The organism is Polynucleobacter sp. KF022, from assembly GCF_027924105.1.
Classification (GTDB): domain Bacteria; phylum Pseudomonadota; class Gammaproteobacteria; order Burkholderiales; family Burkholderiaceae; genus Polynucleobacter.
Genome location: NZ_AP026972.1, coordinates 1 through 16,672, shown reverse-complemented (window position 1 = coordinate 16,672; position 16,672 = coordinate 1). Strand labels below are relative to the sequence as shown.

General features: G+C 45.2%; 16 protein-coding genes. All 16 read right to left on the bottom strand.

The window, feature by feature from the left end:
* Positions 1 to 21 precede the first annotated feature (21 nt).
* The 16 genes from PKF022_RS00080 to dnaA all read right to left on the bottom strand — a co-directional run bounded on the left by PKF022_RS00080 (position 22) and on the right by dnaA (position 16,572).
* Positions 22 to 516, bottom strand: a complete 495-nt coding sequence (locus PKF022_RS00080; protein WP_281776755.1) for an ATP synthase subunit I — start codon at positions 514 to 516, stop codon at positions 22 to 24.
* Between the two features lie 69 nt (positions 517 to 585).
* The gene (locus tag PKF022_RS00075; RefSeq protein WP_281776754.1) at positions 586 to 1,476 is read right to left on the bottom strand and encodes a ParB/RepB/Spo0J family partition protein; all 891 of its coding nucleotides are present in this window, start codon (positions 1,474 to 1,476) and stop codon (positions 586 to 588) included.
* Positions 1,477 to 1,499: 23 nt separating this feature from the next.
* Positions 1,500 to 2,270 carry an AAA family ATPase gene (locus PKF022_RS00070; RefSeq protein ID WP_281776753.1) on the bottom strand — a complete coding sequence of 257 codons (771 nt, stop codon included), beginning with the start codon at positions 2,268 to 2,270 and terminating at the stop codon, positions 1,500 to 1,502.
* 18 nt (positions 2,271 to 2,288) lie between these two features.
* Positions 2,289 to 2,957, bottom strand: coding sequence for a 16S rRNA (guanine(527)-N(7))-methyltransferase RsmG (gene rsmG, locus PKF022_RS00065; RefSeq protein WP_216231066.1), 669 nt, complete (start codon positions 2,955 to 2,957; stop codon positions 2,289 to 2,291).
* Complete coding sequence (gene mnmG / locus PKF022_RS00060; RefSeq protein WP_281776752.1) at positions 2,950 to 4,872, bottom strand: tRNA uridine-5-carboxymethylaminomethyl(34) synthesis enzyme MnmG; 1,923 nt, start codon at positions 4,870 to 4,872, stop codon at positions 2,950 to 2,952. The genes rsmG and mnmG overlap by 8 nt, the downstream gene beginning before the upstream one ends.
* A gap of 106 nt (positions 4,873 to 4,978) precedes the next feature.
* Entirely contained in the window at positions 4,979 to 5,716 is a 738-nt protein-coding gene (locus PKF022_RS00055; protein WP_281776751.1) for a TSUP family transporter, read from the bottom strand.
* 124 nt (positions 5,717 to 5,840) lie between these two features.
* On the bottom strand, positions 5,841 to 6,770 hold the full coding sequence (locus PKF022_RS00050; protein ID WP_216231061.1) for a branched-chain amino acid ABC transporter permease: 930 nt from the start codon (positions 6,768 to 6,770) through the stop codon (positions 5,841 to 5,843).
* A gap of 2 nt (positions 6,771 to 6,772) precedes the next feature.
* Positions 6,773 to 7,693, bottom strand: a complete 921-nt coding sequence (locus PKF022_RS00045) for a branched-chain amino acid ABC transporter permease (RefSeq protein WP_216231060.1) — start codon at positions 7,691 to 7,693, stop codon at positions 6,773 to 6,775.
* 16 nt (positions 7,694 to 7,709) lie between these two features.
* Positions 7,710 to 8,936, bottom strand: coding sequence for an ABC transporter substrate-binding protein (locus PKF022_RS00040; RefSeq protein ID WP_281776750.1), 1,227 nt, complete (start codon positions 8,934 to 8,936; stop codon positions 7,710 to 7,712).
* A 22-nt stretch (positions 8,937 to 8,958) separates the two neighbouring features.
* Complete coding sequence (locus tag PKF022_RS00035; protein ID WP_281776749.1) at positions 8,959 to 9,663, bottom strand: ABC transporter ATP-binding protein; 705 nt, start codon at positions 9,661 to 9,663, stop codon at positions 8,959 to 8,961.
* Entirely contained in the window at positions 9,660 to 10,427 is a 768-nt protein-coding gene (locus PKF022_RS00030) for an ABC transporter ATP-binding protein (protein WP_216231056.1), read from the bottom strand. Before PKF022_RS00030 ends, PKF022_RS00035 begins: the two co-directional genes overlap by 4 nt.
* A 106-nt stretch (positions 10,428 to 10,533) precedes the next feature.
* Positions 10,534 to 10,758, bottom strand: coding sequence for a DUF3717 domain-containing protein (locus tag PKF022_RS00025; protein WP_216231910.1), 225 nt, complete (start codon positions 10,756 to 10,758; stop codon positions 10,534 to 10,536).
* Positions 10,759 to 10,760: 2 nt separating this feature from the next.
* Complete coding sequence (locus PKF022_RS00020) at positions 10,761 to 11,255, bottom strand: SET domain-containing protein-lysine N-methyltransferase (RefSeq protein ID WP_281776748.1); 495 nt, start codon at positions 11,253 to 11,255, stop codon at positions 10,761 to 10,763.
* A 2-nt stretch (positions 11,256 to 11,257) separates the two neighbouring features.
* Positions 11,258 to 13,756 (bottom strand): DNA topoisomerase (ATP-hydrolyzing) subunit B, encoded by a 2,499-nt coding sequence (gene gyrB, locus PKF022_RS00015; protein ID WP_281776747.1) that lies wholly within the window; start codon positions 13,754 to 13,756, stop codon positions 11,258 to 11,260.
* Between the two features lie 11 nt (positions 13,757 to 13,767).
* On the bottom strand, positions 13,768 to 14,883 hold the full coding sequence (gene dnaN / locus PKF022_RS00010) for a DNA polymerase III subunit beta (protein WP_281776746.1): 1,116 nt from the start codon (positions 14,881 to 14,883) through the stop codon (positions 13,768 to 13,770).
* A 264-nt stretch (positions 14,884 to 15,147) separates the two neighbouring features.
* On the bottom strand, positions 15,148 to 16,572 hold the full coding sequence (gene dnaA / locus PKF022_RS00005; protein WP_281776745.1) for a chromosomal replication initiator protein DnaA: 1,425 nt from the start codon (positions 16,570 to 16,572) through the stop codon (positions 15,148 to 15,150).
* Positions 16,573 to 16,672 lie beyond the last annotated feature (100 nt).

Here is a 16,672-nt window from a genome sequence, read left to right as displayed (position 1 = left end):
TTCAATCTCAATTGTCACTACTTAGCGCCACAACCACGCCAGCCAAACACACTTCAAGGCAAGCAGGTAAGTCACCAATAAGGGGACCCAAAGCACGCCTGGGACTAAATACGCAATCCCAATAAACAGCATTAAAGTCACGACGATTTTGATAAATTCGCCTGAAACTAATGCCGCCAAAAATCTTCCTGGATTCAATATTTGCGATTTTTTTGCCAACTCCAACCTGATTAAAAATAGGGTTGCGGGCAAGACGCTAATTAAACCACCTAAAAAGGCCGACTGAGTATAAAGGCTTACCCCTACCGGCTCCCCAAAAATTGACCAAAACACCATGCTGATAGTCGTAATCAACATTTGAGCCAACACTATTTTCCAAGGTGAAAGCGCTCGGTACTTTGTCGCATTGCTTTGCTGCAACGCAACAATCTCTTCCTTGCTGTAGACCCGAATTACTTCTTCTTCGGGCTCATCCCACTCATTTACCTCGGAAAATTGATTTTTTTGAGGAATCAATTTAGCCCCGAAAGTTTAATGTGTGCACTGCAATATGTCAAAGGATTTGGGGACATTTTTCGCCCTTATTTATGACTCAATACCCAACTTTTTTAATAAGGAATCAAGCTCATCAAATTGACTAAAGCGGATTCTGAGCTCTCCGCCGTTGCCTTTAAGCTTAAATTCCGTACTTAAACCAATTAAATCCGCTATTTCTTGGGTTAAACGCTGCATATCGGGATCGGCGCTTTTTGCTGGGCTACCAGGTTTACTTTTAGCTTTTTTGTCGCCTATTTGACCGCCAGCAATCACCAAAGCAGCTGTCATTCTTTCCGCTTCACGGACTGATAGGCCTTGAGCAGAAATTCTTTGGGCTAGAGCAACCTGACTAGAGCCTGGAAGCGGAAGTAGCGCGCGGGCATGTCCCATGTCTATGTCACCAGCCAGCAGCATGGCTTGTACCGGCTTTGCCAGCTGGGCCAGCCGTAACAAGTTAGTAATGGCACTGCGAGATTTTCCTACCGCCTTAGCGGCCTGCTCATGCGTAAAACCAAACTCCTCGATCAACCTGGCTAAGCCTTGGGACTCTTCAAGAGGATTTAAATCTTCACGCTGCATATTTTCAACCAAAGCCATTGCGGCGGCGGCTTGATCATCTGCACCAGAAACTAAAACAGGAACCTCTTTTAACCCAGCAATAGTGGCGGCGCGAAAACGTCTTTCGCCAGCGATGATTTCATATTTGCCGGGGGCCACCAAACGAACTAACAGCGGTTGCATCACGCCTTGTTCACGAATACTTTCTGCCAACTCTTGTAATGCGCCCGCTTCCATTTTTTGGCGCGGCTGATATTTGCCTGCCTGAAGAGCTGTTAGCGGTAAACGGTTAATGTCGGTGGATGGGCTGGCTTGTTGGGTTTTTTCTCCAAGCAAAGCTTCAAGACCTCTACCTAAGCCTTTTTTCTTAATAGCAACCATGTTCAATATTTTCTCTTTAAAAATTACATCTGCTTAATGCGTTCAACCATCTCGGCGCCAAACTCTAGATACGCTTTTGCGCCACGCGATGACTTATCAAAAGCAACCCCAGGAAGCCCATAGGAAGGGGCTTCGGCTAGGCGCACGTTGCGCGGAATAATGGACTTGAAAACTTTGTCGCCGAAGTGTTCGAGCAACTGATCGGAGACTTGTTGTTGCAATGTCATGCGCGCGTCAAACATTACGCGCAACAATCCAATGATGACTAAATCTGGATTTAAATTTGCGTGCACTTGTTTGATGGTGTTAACCAAATCAGACAATCCTTCCAACGCAAAATATTCACATTGCATTGGAACGATCACGCCGTTTGCTGCGCACAATCCATTGAGTGTTAACAATGACAAAGCGGGCGGACAATCGATCAAAATAAAATCGTAGTCATCAGCGACCTGTGAAAGCGCATCCTTCAATCGCACTTCGCGCAAATCTAAATCGACCAATTCAATTTCAGCGCCGGCTAAATCACGATTGGCTGGTAACACGTCATAGCCAGAACTTTCACAACGCTGTGCGCATTCTTTAACGGAAGCCATACCAATTAACACTTGGTATACGCTGCTATTTAACTCGGCTTTTTCTACTCCGGACCCCATGGTTGCATTACCCTGTGGATCTAAGTCAACCAATAAAACGCGCTGCTTAAGCCCCGCCAAACCAGCGGCCAAATTAACGGCAGTAGTGGTCTTGCCAACGCCGCCTTTTTGATTTGCGATACAGAATATTTTTGCCATAGCTACTTTTGGGTCTACTTAAGGGGTGAGGGTGGATTTTCTCACGGGGGAGAGCACCAAAAGGCGTCGCTCCACCGCTAAATTGGGAATATGTAGGGGCTCATCGGCGACTAAGCGCCACTCCTCCATGGAAACATCTTTCATTTCATCATCTGCACGCTTAGCCTTCATTGCAAATACCAGACCATCAGGCTTTAGAAAAGGTAATGACAGCTCTAAAAAGCGCGCCAGGTTAGTAAATGCACGAGAAATGACTGCATCAAACTGTGCTGGTTGCTGCACTGCAACAACCTCGACTCGCTCACAGAGTACTTCAATGTTTTTTAACTTTAACTTTCCGCGCACATGCTGCAAGAATGCCGTCTTTTTACGTATGGCTTCAATCAAAGAAAGTTGCCACTCCGGCTGAACAATCGCAATCGGAACTGCCGGCAAACCACCTCCAGAACCAAGGTCTGCAATTCGAGGGGATGCATCTTTTAAAAATCGCCTCATTACAGGCAAAACTGCAATAGAATCAATAAGATGGAGTCGCACAGAATCTTGTTCGCCCTCAATAGCCGTGAGGTTATGAACCTGGTTCCAGCGTCCCATTTCTTGTAAAAATTGCTCTAAATCGGCAATATTGGCCGCACTTAATTTCAGACCAAGATCCTCAATTCCTAAAGCAAGAAGCTCCTCACTCATGTGTTTCTTGAGTGCGTCCCAAGCCCTTTTTCAGATGCACCAATAAAAGGGAAAGGGCTGCGGGGGTAACCCCGGAAATGCGGCCTGCTTGACCCAATGTTTCTGGTTTATGCAAGTTGAGCTTTTGCTGAACCTCTTTGGACAAACCAACAACTTGTGAATAATCGAGCGATTCCGGAAGGGGAAATGTCTCATTGTGTTCTTGACGAGCAATTTCGGTCGCTTGACGCTCGATGTAGCCCTGATATTTGACCGAAATCTCTACTTGGTCGCTTATTTGGGCAGCCAGCCCGAGATCTTCATCCAAAGATTCTGGGGCCCACATTCCGCTGTCCAGAGCCGTAATCGCCTCATAAGTAATACCTGGGCGCCTCAGAAGCTCAGCCAAACTACATTCATGGGAAAGATCTTGCCCCAACAATTGAGAAACAAACGGGGCGGCCTCGCTCTTGGGGCCCACCCAAATATTCTGCAAACGAGATGTTTCACGTGAAACAGCCTCCTGTTTCCTACAAAACACTTCCCAGCGATAGTCATCGACCAGGCCCAACTCTCGCCCAATAGTAGTCAAACGCATATCAGCGTTATCTTCCCGTAAGCTCAGACGATATTCGGCTCGGCTTGTAAACATGCGATAGGGTTCTTGAACCCCGCGAGTGATCAGATCATCAACCAAAACACCTATGTAAGACTCGCTACGCTTAGGCAACCAAGGCTCTTTTCCTTTAGCGGCTAAACCAGCGTTGATGCCGGCCAGCATTCCCTGCGCCGCAGCCTCTTCATAACCCGTGGTGCCGTTGATCTGGCCCGCAAAGTAAAGGCCGCCAATAACCCTAGTCTCTAGACTATGGCGCAATTGGCGCGGATCAAAGAAATCGTATTCAATTGCATACCCTGGCCGCACGATTACTGCAGACTCCATGCCCCGGATGCTTCGAACCAAATCCCACTGCACGTCAAAGGGCAGGCTCGTAGAGATCCCGTTTGGATAAAACTCGTTAGTTGTTAATCCCTCTGGCTCTAGAAAGATCTGATGGCTATTTCTAGAGGCAAAGCGGTGAATCTTGTCTTCAATGGAAGGGCAGTAGCGGGGACCGACCCCCTCGATCACCCCGGTATACATTGGTGAACGATCTAATCCTCCACGAATAATGTCGTGGGTTCGTTCATTGGTATGAGAAATCCAGCAGGGAACCTGTCTAGGATGCTGCTCTGGACGACCCAAATAAGAAAACACCGGAACAGGGTCTAAATCCCCAGGCTGCTCCAACATTACCGAGAAATCTATTGTTCTACCGTCAATTCGGGGTGGGGTACCCGTTTTAAGCCTGCCCTGAGGAAGTTTTAACTCCTTTAACCTAGCAGACAAAGAAATTGCTGCGGGGTCGCCAGCGCGACCACCGGCATAATTATTTAGCCCAACGTGAATCTTGCCATCCAAAAAGGTGCCCGCTGTAAGTACCACCTTTTTGGCCATAAATTCCAGGCCCATTTGGGTAACAACACCCTGCACCTCATCACCCTTAACCAATAGGTCATCAACAGCAGCCTGAAACAAACTTAAATTGGTTTGGTTTTCTAGACGACGGCGAATTGCCGCTTTGTAGAGAACGCGATCGCCCTGGGCACGAGTAGCTCGTACAGCGGGGCCCTTGCTTGAATTCAAAATCCGAAACTGAATGCCGGCCTCATCAGTAGCGGCAGCCATAGCGCCGCCCATAGCATCAATTTCTTTAACTAAGTGGCCTTTGCCGATGCCGCCGATCGAAGGGTTGCAGCTCATAGCGCCTAAATTTTCAATGCTATGTGTAATTAATAACGTGTCACAACCCATGCGCGCAGAGGCGAGGGCAGCCTCAGTCCCGGCATGACCGCCACCAACCACAATGACATCGAAATTTTTGGAATAACGCATGATTTGCCTCAGATAGGGCGATGATCATAGCATTTTGTTTGTTTCACGTGAAACAAAACATCACAAATTCCTAGAAAATTGAACGAGTGAATTCTAAGTAATTGATTTAATTGACGAAATAAGCGTTCCAGGCAGACTTCAAAATGAGCACGCTCACAATAACCAGAAAAGCCTTTCTAACAAAGGTGCTGCCGTGCTTAATTGCTAGGCGACTTCCAAATTGGCTGCCAGCAATATTGGCAATCATCATGGCAAAACCAAGCGTCCAGTTAATTTGCCCAAGGCTGGCTAGCATCAAAATAGCCGCCAGATTGGTTGCAACGTTTACCAGCTTTGTTGCAGCAGAAGCATGCAGAAAATCAAAGCTGAAGAAGCGAACAAAACCAAACAGCAAGAAGCTGCCCGTGCCCGGACCAAAGAAGCCGTCATAAAAACCAATTGTTAAACCAAGAATTGCTGCCTTAAGCTGTTGAAAGCGTCCAAGGATTTTTGGCGCGTGGGCCTCACCGAGCGAAGGCTGAAACCAGGTGTACAACAATAGAAATAACAATACAAAAGGCAAAGCCTTGCGAAGTGGTTCTGCCGGAAAGTTGCTTACCGCATTAGCGCCCAATAACGAACCAAGAAAACCCGCAACAATTGCGGGGCCAACTACAGCCCACGGCAAAGACACGTGCCGTAAATATCTTCGCGCAGCATTGAGCGTACCGCCAACCGCAGACACCTTATTGGTTGAGAGCAGGGTTGCGGGCGGCGCATCTGGGTAGGCTGCAAAAAGAGCGGGGACCTGAATTAGGCCACCACCACCAGCCACCGCATCAACCAGCCCGGCAAAAAAAGCCATCGCTAAAAGCAGTGGCCAGATATAAATTGAAAATTCGATGAGAGTCTCTTTTAATTAAATGGGTGTGACGCAATTAAAAATTGCCGTCACACTAAAACCAAATAATAAAAGGAAAAAACAAAAATTAGTTTTTGTTTTTGAAGTGCGCAGCGATTTCACCAACAACGCCGCGACGGAAAGCTAGAACGCAAATTACAAAAATAAATCCAGTGGCAATTGTGCTCCAAGATCCAATGTTAGCTAGATAGTTTTGCAAACCAACAACAATTCCCGCGCCAACTACTGGGCCAAGAATAGTTCCCATTCCACCAAGCAAAGTCATCAATACAACTTCACCCGACATATGCCAATGAACATCGGTCAGTGTGGCCAACTGGAATACCAAAGATTTCATGGACCCGGCCAAGCCGGACAGCGCTGCAGAAATTACAAAAGACATTAACTTAAATCTATCGACGTCATAACCCAAAGAAATTGCACGCGGCTCATTCTCGCGAATGGCCTTGAGCACCTGACCGAATGGAGAGTGAACAGCGCGCATGATGAGCGCAAAACCAAATAAGAAAACGGCCAATACAAAGTAATACATCGCAACGTCATTCTTTAAGTCAATCAGACCAAATAACATTCCACGAGGCACACCCTGAATGCCGTCCTCACCACCGGTAAATGGCATCTGAACGGCTAAAAAGTAAATCATTTGCGAGAGTGCCAAGGTCACCATCGCAAAATAAATACCTTGTCTACGAATCGCCAATGCACCAATTAAGAACCCGAGAATACCGGAACCAGCCACACCTAAAACAATGCCTAACTCAGGCGAAAGGCCGGCCTCTTTACAAAAGTAAGCGGTGATATATGCTGCTGTTCCAAAGAATGCAGCGTGGCCAAATGACAGCAAGCCTGTAAAACCTAGAAGCAAATTAAATGCGCATGCGAACAATGCGAAACATAAAACCTTCATCGCAAACACAAGATAAATAAAATCTTGGAATGGCAATAACAGTCCAATGAGGACCAAAATTCCGTAGAGCAATTTTGTTTTTGGATTCATATTTATTTCTCCCGCCCAAATAGTCCGGCAGGACGAATTAACAAAACAATTGCCATGATCACAAAAATTACAACTCCGGAAGCCTCTGGATAAAAGACTTTGGTTAGACCCTCAATCAAGCCCAAACCTAAACCGGTCAAGATCGCACCCATGATGGAGCCCATACCGCCAATGACTACCACCGCAAAAACAACGATGATGAGATTGGAGCCCATTAGTGGGTTCACTTGAAAAATAGGGGCCGCTAAAACGCCAGCAAAACCAGCCAAGCCAACGCCATAGGCGTAAGCCAACGAAATCATCAAAGGCACATTAATACCGAAAGCCTGCAACAGCTTTGGATTTTCAGTTCCCGCGCGCAAATAGGCGCCCAGCTTTGTTCTCTCAATCACATACCAAGTGGAGAAGCAAACAACCAAGGAGATAACCACCACCCATACACGATACTTCGGCAGAATAATGCCGATAGACTCCAAGGGAATGGCGCCCTGCAGCATCTCTGGGGCTGGATAGCTTTCACCAGAGATTCCATACCAATGACGGAACATGCCCTCAATAATGAGCGCCAAACCAAAAGTCAGCAATAGTCCGTATAGATGGTCCAAGTGATACAAACGGCGCAACATCGTGCGCTCAAGGATCAAGCCAAAGCCCGCCAATACCAACGGAACCACAATTAAAGCAAACCAATAATTGATTGATAGCTCAGGAAAGCCAAGCCATTGGCTAATTTGAGTTAAACCAATCCAGGCAATAAAAGCACCCATGGTGTACTGAGCACCATGCGCAAAATTAATGATGTTGAGAAGGCCAAAAATAATGGCCAATCCCAAACTCAATATGGCATAGAACGAGCCATTAATAAGCCCCACCAAGAGCTGGGCAACCAGCCCTTGAGGGGTAATTCCAAGAAGTTCAAACATGCTTAATAGAGTTCAATTACTTGTTAGTAACCAACTTGCATCGTGACAATGAAAGTGGTTGAGTTGCTTCAGCAGCAGGAATAACTGCCTTCACGTTGTAGTAATCCCATGGGCTTGTAGACTCTGAAGGCTTCTTCACTTCTAGCAAGTACATGTCATGCTCAAACTTGCCGTCAGCACGAATCTTGCCTTTGAAAAGACCGTCATCAATGTTTGTAGACTTCAATGCCTTCATCACCGCTTGGGTGTCATCAGTACCAGCTTTTTGTACGGCAGTTAAATAAGCAAGAACAGATGAGTAAACGCCAGCTTGAACGCTAGATGGCATACGCTTGTGTTGCAAGATGAAGCGTTTTGAAAAAGCGCGAGTCTTTTCATCTCTATCCCAGTAGAAGCCTTCTGTAAGGTACATGCCTTGTGCAGCATTTAAACCCAAAGAGTGAACGTCAGTAATAAACATCAACAAAGGCACAACAGTTTGCTTTTTGTTAATGCCAAACTCGGAAGCTTGTTTAACGCTATTAATAGTATCTTGACCGGCATTTGCTAAAGCAACCACATCTGCACCACTAGCCTGGGCCTTTAAGAGGTAAGAAGAAAAGTCGCTGTTTGGGAATGGGTGCTTGCTAGTGCCCAATACCTTGCCGCCATTAGCGTTAACAACGTTGGTTGAATCTCTTTCCAATGCTGCGCCGAAAGCATAGTCCGCAGTAAGGAAGTACCAGTTCTTTTTACCTTGTTTAACAACGGCTTTAGCTGTGCCGTTTGAGAGTGCATAAGTGTCATAGGTCCAGTGAACATTGTTCGCTGTACATTTTTCATTGGTAATTGGCAAGGATGCTGCGCCAGAAACCAAAGTAATCTTGTTCTTTTGTTCGGCCACTTCCATTACAGCCAAGGCCACGTTGGTTGAAACCAACTCAACAATAACGTCAACACCGTCTTTGTCGTACCACTCGCGAGCCTTGTTTGCAGCAATGTCGGCCTTGTTTTGGTGATCAGCGCTAACTAACTCAATCTTCTTGCCAATTACAGTGCCGTCTTTAGAAAAATCTGCAATCGCCATCTTTGCCGCGATTACAGCGCCCGGGCCAGCCAAGTCAGAATAGGTTGAGGAAAGGTCGGTTAACACACCAATCTTAATAACATCGCCACTAACCTTCGGTGCGCCTTGCGCAAACACTGGGTTTGAACCAAACATGGTCGCCGCAACCAGACACGCGGTTATTTGCTTTAACTTCATTGCCATCTCCTATAGAAATCCATTAAACACCTAGATACTCATTTAATAAAGCTGCTTTTTCAGCAAGCTCGTTCTGACTTACAACCTCAACCACATTTCCATGTTCAACAACATAATGGCGATCAGCCAAAGGTGCCGCAAAACGGAAATTTTGTTCAACTAAAACAATGGTGAACCCTTTATTGCGTAGACTAGTTACAACCTCTCCAAGTTTTTGCACAATAACCGGTGCCAAACCTTCGGTAATTTCATCAAGCAATAGAAGTTTGGCGCCCGTCCTCAAAATACGAGCCATAGCCAACATTTGCTGCTCGCCACCAGAAAGACGAGTGCCAGGGCTATTTCTTCTCTCGTAGAGATTGGGGAACATTTCATATATTTCATCTAAACCCATACCGCCAGGGGCAATCTCCGGCAAAAGCAACAAGTTCTCTTCGGTGCTTAAGCTTGCAAAAATCCCTCTTTCTTCGGGACAAAAACCGACACCCAGGCGCGCAATCTTGTATGTAGGCATCGAAATTGTCTGGGTACCATAAACCTCTACCGAACCAGTTCTTTTGCTTGTTAGTCCCAAAATCGTTTTCAGAATGGTGCTTCTTCCGGCGCCATTTCTTCCAAGCAAGGTCACAACCTCCCCATCTCGCACGGCAAAATTTACACCGTGCAAAATGTGTGACTCGCCATACCAAGACTCTAGGTTTTTAACCTCTAATGCCATGGTGCTCATAGGTTGTCTCCCCCATGGCTTCCCATATAGGCCTCAACAACCAATGGGTTGTTAGAAACCTCGTGATAGGACCCTTCGGCCAAAACTGAGCCGCGCTGCAATACGGTAATTCGGTCAGCAATAGAAGAAACCACCTTCATGTTGTGCTCAACCATGAGAATCGTCCGCCCTTTGGCAACACGATCAATTAATTCGGTTACACGCTCTACATCCTCGTGACCCATGCCCTGAGTTGGCTCATCCAAGAGCATGAGCTCCGGCTCCATAGCCAACGTGGTTGCAATTTCAAGCGCCCTTTTGCGGCCATATGCCAGATTTAAGGTTTCTTCGTGCGCAAAATCCTCAAGCCCCACTTCATGCAGGAGCTCCAAGGCACGATCATTTAAAACATTTAGCGAATCGCCGGATTTCCAGAAATGGAACTCTGTTCCCAAGCCTCGCTGCAGTGCAACACGAACATTCTCCAATACCGTGAGGTGTGGGAAAACTGCTGAAATTTGAAAAGATCGAATAACCCCGCGCCGCGCAATTTGTGCGGGGGCCTCATTAGTAATGTCAAAACCATTGAACAAGATTTGACCACTACTGGGCTCTAAAAATTTAGTTAGTAAATTAAAGCAGGTGGTTTTGCCGGCCCCATTCGGCCCAATCAAGGCGTGAATGGTTCCCCGAGTGACATCTAGGTTCACATCAGTAACCGCAGAAAATCCTTTAAATGATTTCCCTAGTCCAATTGTTTTTAATATTGTTTCTTGCAATCTCATACCCTCTACCCCCTACTTGGGAGCAAGAATATGAGAATACTCCAAGATAGCTTCGCTATATATAGCAATAACCCTAAACAACTCGGACAAAATAATCAAAAAATGTTTAAGCTATTTTTTGAAATTGTTGAATTGCGGAACGCGCAAGCTCATCAAGGACATCTACTGGTATGCGCTGTGCGCCCTGCACAATCATGAGCGCATAAGGCTTGGCAAGCGCCGCAGCTTCAGGGCAAAGACGCAGCTCATCACCCTCGGAGGGTGATTGACTACGCCAATAATTGATTGCCGCCTCTAGCTCTTGGATTGTTACAAACAGCATGAAAGTTATTTTTACTTCTCTTTGGTTGCTAGCATGGTACCGCGGCACTTTTTAGCGCCACAACGGCATTCATAATCTTTTTTCATTTGCTTGGTAATTTTTCCCTCGATATCTAATGAATAGTCATAAAACAACTCTTCACCAACTTTGAGGGCGCGCTTGGCGTAAATAAAGACCCTTGGCTCGCCGTCGAAGGTGTCTTCACGGGTTTCACAAATAGGCTTGCATGAGTGATTAATCCAGCGCGCGGCATTGCCGCCATATTTCGCATCAATCACACGGCCATCCTCTAATGAAAAATAGAAAGTGTGATTTGGGTCTTTGGGGTCATGCGGGTGACGCTTTTCAGCCAACTTCCAACTAATACGTTCGCCCTTGTACTCAATAATGGCCGCGCCCTTTTTAATGGGTTTGGCTACGAATACACCTTTGCCATGAATTGGGGAGGATTTAACAACAATGGAAGATCTGTCCACCTTTGGTGGTTTTAATTTTTTAGCTGCCATTTTTAAACGTCTAGGTTACGAGCAATCAGGGCGTTCTTTTCAATGAACGCTCGACGAGGCTCAACCTCGTCGCCCATTAGTGTTGTAAAGACCTGGTCAGCAGCAATCGCATCTTCGATCTTTACTTGCAAGAGGGTTCTTGAGCTTGCATCCATGGTGGTTTCCCACAATTGTGATGGATTCATCTCACCAAGACCCTTATAGCGCTGACGACTTAATACGCGCTCAGCCTCAGTTAGCAACCACGCAAATGCCGCCCTAAAGTCTGCAATAGTTTGCTCTTTTTGATTCTTGTCTGGATCGCCACGACGAACTTTGGAACCCGGAACCACCTTGCCTGACAAAACGGCGGCGGCATTTGCTAAGCTTTGATAGTCATCACCATGGACAAAATCAGAGTTAATGGAAGACAGCTTGAGGTTTCCATGAATGCGGCGGGACAGCAGCAAGCGGAAACGCTCTGTGCGATCTTCTTTTTGCACAATGATTTCAGGTGCCACAGCCAATGGATTTAAAGAGTCGGCTAGCGCTTGTCTTAGACGATTAGCGGACTCATTGGCTGATTTTTCAGTATCCAGATTTAATGAGGTGCCTGAAGCAATGGCGCGCAAAGCATCTTCATCGATAGTGCGAGATAAGCGGTCAACGATGGACTGAATTACTTGGTAGTGTTTTGCTAACTCGTTTAATGCGTCGCCCTCAATAACTTCGCCGGATGGTGTTTGTAGAGAGGCGGTTTCAAGAGCAATTGTCAGCAACAGTTGATTCAGTTCGTTGTCATCTTTAATGTACCGTTCGCTTTTACCAAACTTCACTTTATAAAGCGGTGGTTGGGCGATATAGATGTGGCCACGCTCAATCAACTCTGGCATTTGTCTATAGAAGAAAGTTAATAGCAAAGTTCGAATGTGGCTTCCGTCTACGTCCGCGTCGGTCATGATGATGATGCGGTGATAGCGCAGTTTGTCTGCCTTATATTCTTCAATACCAATACCCGTACCAAGAACGGTAATTAAAGTAACCACTTCTTGGCTTGCGAGCATTTTGTCGAAGCGGGCTTTTTCAACGTTTAGGATTTTGCCTTTTAAGGGGAGAATTGCTTGGAAGCGGCGATCGCGTCCTTGCTTAGCAGAGCCGCCCGCAGAATCACCCTCGACAATAAACAGCTCAGATTTTGACGGGTCTTTTTCTTGGCAGTCCGCCAACTTTCCGGGCAAGCCCAATCCATCTAAAGCGCCTTTGCGACGAGTCATGTCCCGCGCTTTGCGTGCTGCTTCGCGAGCACGCGCTGCGTCAACAATCTTGCCGCACAAAATCTTAGCGTCTGCTGGGCGCTCTTGCAGATAAGCGCTCAATGCTTCAGCAACAATTTCCTCTACAGGTCCACGAACTTCGCTAGAAACCAGTTTGTCTTTGGTTTGGCTGGAGAATTTTGGCTCAGGAACTTTTACTGACAATACACATGCCAAGCCTTCGCGCATGTCATCACCAGAAATTTCAACTTTAGCCTTTTTAGCAACCTCATTTTCATCAATATATTTATTAATGACACGAGTCATTGCAGCGCGTAAGCCGGTTAAATGGGTTCCGCCATCTCGTTGTGGAATGTTGTTAGTAAAGCAAAGCACCTGTTCACTAAAGCTGTCATTCCACTGCATAGACACTTCAGCAGTAATTTGACCACCAAGATCCGAGGGACGAACACCTTCAGCGTAAAAAATGTTTGGATGCAAAACATTTTTAGTTTGATTGATGTACTCAACAAATCCCTTAACACCGCCAGAAAACGCAAAATCTTCTTCTTGGCCTGTGCGTTGATCAATCAACTTAATGTGTACGCCATTATTTAAGAAGGAAAGCTCACGAATACGTTTAACTAAGATTTCATAATGGAATTCTACGTTTCCAAAAATTGTCTCGTCAGCCAAAAAGTGAACCTCAGTCCCTGAAAGTTCTGTATCGCCAGTTACCGTAATTGGTGAAACCAACACACCGTTCTCATCAACAACGTTACGATTTTGAATAACGCCGCGGGCAAACTCCATATGGTGAGCTTTGCCATCACGACGAATGGTCAACTTCAACCATTTAGATAATGCATTCACACAACTAACACCTACACCATGTAAACCACCAGAAACTTTATAGCTATTTTGGTCAAACTTACCGCCTGCATGCAGCTCAGTCATCACAATTTCTGCAGCACTTCTCTTGGGTTCGTGTTTGTCGTCGTACTTAATACCAGTAGGAACACCGCGTCCGTTGTCAACAATAGAAATTGAGTTATCAGTTTGAATAACAACCGTAATCTCTGAACAATATCCAGCTAAAGCTTCATCAATAGAGTTATCTAAAACTTCAAAGACAAGGTGATGCAAGCCAGTTCCATCGGATGTATCCCCGATATACATACCAGGACGTTTACGAACAGCCTCAAGACCCTCTAGGATTTGAATCGATGCAGCGCCGTACTGCTCTACTACTTTTTTTTCTTCAGTCATTTTTTTCTAAGTTAAATACGCATTGGCATCACAACATACTTAAAACTCTCTGAGCCAGGCAGAGTAATCACAGCACTACTGTTCGCATCACCCAAACTAATTTGAATTTTTTCACTCTTAAGATTGGATAAAACATCAAGTAAGTAACTTACATTAAAACCAATCTCCACTGCATCACCAGCATATTCAGTCTCAATCTCTTCTTGCGCCTCTTCTTGTTCAGCGTTGGTTGATTGAATTGTGATGCGATTAGGAGATAAAGAGAAACGAACACCCTTAAATTTATCTGTTGTCAAAATGGCTGCACGCTGAAGAGCGGATTGCAGTGCATCTCGACCAACTACTAAAGAGTTTTTTTGACCTTTTGGAATAACTCTTTGGAAGTCAGGGAATTTTCCTTCAACTAATTTTGAAATCAACTCAATATCACCAAAAGAAAACTTCACTTGATTTGCGGTCAAGCTAATTTCAAGAGGCTCTTCAGAGTCCTCCAATAAATGTTGGCATTCCAAAATAGTTTTGCGGGGAATGATAATTTCTTGTTTTTGACCTGCGCCAGTGGGCGCTTCGGCTAATTCAACTTGTGAATACGCAAGACGATGACCATCAGTTGCCACGGCCACCACCTCTTTACCCTCAATCACCAACAACATACCATTCAAGTAATAACGAATATCTTGCTGCGCCATTGAAAAGTGCACTTGACTAATGAGTTGACGGAAGCTCTTCTGAGACATCTTCCATGCAGCAGTAACTTCACCGACGCTTTGCATTACAGGAAATTCGGTTGCAGATAGTGTCTGTAAAGAAAAACGGCTCTTACCGCTCTGAACCACCATCTTATTGTCTTTAAGATTTAAAGACACTGGTCCCTCAGGTAGAGCACGCAAAATGTCTAACAATTTTCTTGCAGCAACAGTAGTTGTGACATCCTCAGTACCGACACCAAAATTCGCATTAGTTGTAATTTGAATTTCAATATCAGTAGAGATAAAAGAAACTTTCTCTCCTACTTTCTTAAATAAGAGATTTGCCAAAATTGGCAGTGTATGTCTGCGTTCAACAATTCCACTAACAACCTGAAGGGGTTTTAGTAAGCTATCGCGAGAAGTGTTAACGAGTTGCATTGCTTTTAAATCCTTGTATATATCTTAGTAGTAATAGTAATAAGGGTTTGAAATTCCGTGGATAAGTCAAAAACCCTTTATAAAACAACACATTAAACGCTAAAAAACTTGTGGAAAACTCTTGTATAAACACTGCATAAAACGGGGATAACTTTTTATCAACACCCTATTTTTGCATGAAGCTGAGACTTTCCACAATTTATCCACATGTAATCCCCAAACTTATCCCTATGGTTCTCCATAGGCTTATCCACAACCCAAAAATTATGCCTTCAAGGTTTGCTCGATAACGTGGATTTCATGGTTTAGTTGACTGTCATGAGCACGTTCGTCTGCAATCTTGCGAACAGCATGCAAAACGGTTGTGTGATCCCTGCCACCAAACAACTCTCCAATCTCAGGAAGACTTTTTTGTGTCAATTCTTTAGCCATAAACATCGCGATTTGGCGTGGTCTAGCAATGTTTGCTGGGCGCTTCTTGGAGTACATGTCCGCAACCTTAATGCTGTAAAAGTCAGCAACAGATTTTTGAATGTTTTCGACTGAAATTTGTCGATTTTGGATTGAAAGTAGATCTTTTAGGGCCGTTCTAGCAACCTCAATGGTGACCTCTTTCCCATGAAAGCGAACAAACGCCAAGATTTTTCTCAAAGCGCCCTCTAATTCCCTAACATTTGAGCGGAGGTGTTTGGCAACAAAGAAAGCCACATCCTCACTCATGGGGATACCTTCATTAATTGCCTTTTTCATCAAAATAGCAACCCGCATTTCGAGTTCTGGGGGCTCAATCGCCACCGTAAGCCCAGAATCAAAGCGTGAAATTAGGCGATCGTCGATACCAGCCATTTCTTTGGGGTAGGTATCACTCGTGATGATGACTTGAGACTTATTGCTTAATAACGCTTCAAACGCATAAAAGAACTCCTCTTGCGTTCTTGATTTGCCACTAAAAAATTGAATGTCGTCAATTAACAATAGATCTAATGAGTGGTAGTAGCGCTTAAAACGATCAAAAGCCTTTTGTTGGTATGCGCGGACCACATCAGAAACGTATTGCTCGGCATGGATGTAACGAATTCGAGCGTTAGGCTTCTCTTTTAGAAGGTGATTACCAATCGCGTGAATTAAGTGTGTTTTGCCTAAACCCACCCCGCCATATAAAAACATGGGGTTATAGGATGTGCCTGGATTGTGGGCAACTTGAATAGACGCCGCTCTTGCCAACTGGTTCGCTTTACCTGTAACAAATGTTTCAAAGGTGAGATTTGGGTTTAATTTTGAGTGGTCCTCAATTTCAAAACCTCCATCTTCGACAGAAATAACAGGCTCTGAAACCTCTGAAACAACCACCTTTTGTTGTGTCTCTTCAGGTGCAACAACACTTTTGCTCTCTGGGCTCGCCTCCGTCGCCAATGTAAAGCCCACATTAATAGGCCTTCCAAAGTAGTGGGATGCCAACTCTTGGAACCGATCGGCAAACGTTTTCTTAATCCAGTCCAACTTAAATCTATTGGGGGCGCCAATTGTCAGTGAGTCATCACTTTCAATAAAAGACAAGAGTGTTAGTGGCTGAATCCATGTTTTAAACTGTTGGGGCGACAGTTCGCGGGACAAAATGCCAATGGCTTCGTCCCAAAACCCCAGTGGGCTAATTGAATTCAAGGCGGGGGGATTGTGTAAGTTGCTCATATTTTTGGAGGATCCATTGTAGCGATCCCGCAAAGTTATCCACAAGGTAAAAAAACGTGGAAAAGCTGTGGATAACTTGTGAATAATAAAAAATTCTCTA

Coding starts and splice junctions, on each gene's coding strand:
- gyrB (WP_281776747.1), bottom strand. CDS start 13,756: ATGACTGAAGAAAAAAAAGTAGTAGAGCAGTACGGCGCTGCATCGATT.
- dnaA (WP_281776745.1), bottom strand. CDS start 16,572: ATGAGCAACTTACACAATCCCCCCGCCTTGAATTCAATTAGCCCACTG.
- PKF022_RS00030 (WP_216231056.1), bottom strand. CDS start 10,427: ATGAGATTGCAAGAAACAATATTAAAAACAATTGGACTAGGGAAATCA.
- PKF022_RS00040 (WP_281776750.1), bottom strand. CDS start 8,936: ATGAAGTTAAAGCAAATAACCGCGTGTCTGGTTGCGGCGACCATGTTT.
- PKF022_RS00075 (WP_281776754.1), bottom strand. CDS start 1,476: ATGGTTGCTATTAAGAAAAAAGGCTTAGGTAGAGGTCTTGAAGCTTTG.
- mnmG (WP_281776752.1), bottom strand. CDS start 4,872: ATGCGTTATTCCAAAAATTTCGATGTCATTGTGGTTGGTGGCGGTCAT.
- PKF022_RS00020 (WP_281776748.1), bottom strand. CDS start 11,255: ATGGCAGCTAAAAAATTAAAACCACCAAAGGTGGACAGATCTTCCATT.
- PKF022_RS00070 (WP_281776753.1), bottom strand. CDS start 2,270: ATGGCAAAAATATTCTGTATCGCAAATCAAAAAGGCGGCGTTGGCAAG.
- PKF022_RS00050 (WP_216231061.1), bottom strand. CDS start 6,770: ATGAATCCAAAAACAAAATTGCTCTACGGAATTTTGGTCCTCATTGGA.
- PKF022_RS00055 (WP_281776751.1), bottom strand. CDS start 5,716: ATGGCTTTTTTTGCCGGGCTGGTTGATGCGGTGGCTGGTGGTGGTGGC.
- PKF022_RS00035 (WP_281776749.1), bottom strand. CDS start 9,663: ATGAGCACCATGGCATTAGAGGTTAAAAACCTAGAGTCTTGGTATGGC.
- PKF022_RS00045 (WP_216231060.1), bottom strand. CDS start 7,693: ATGTTTGAACTTCTTGGAATTACCCCTCAAGGGCTGGTTGCCCAGCTC.
- rsmG (WP_216231066.1), bottom strand. CDS start 2,957: ATGAGTGAGGAGCTTCTTGCTTTAGGAATTGAGGATCTTGGTCTGAAA.
- dnaN (WP_281776746.1), bottom strand. CDS start 14,883: ATGCAACTCGTTAACACTTCTCGCGATAGCTTACTAAAACCCCTTCAG.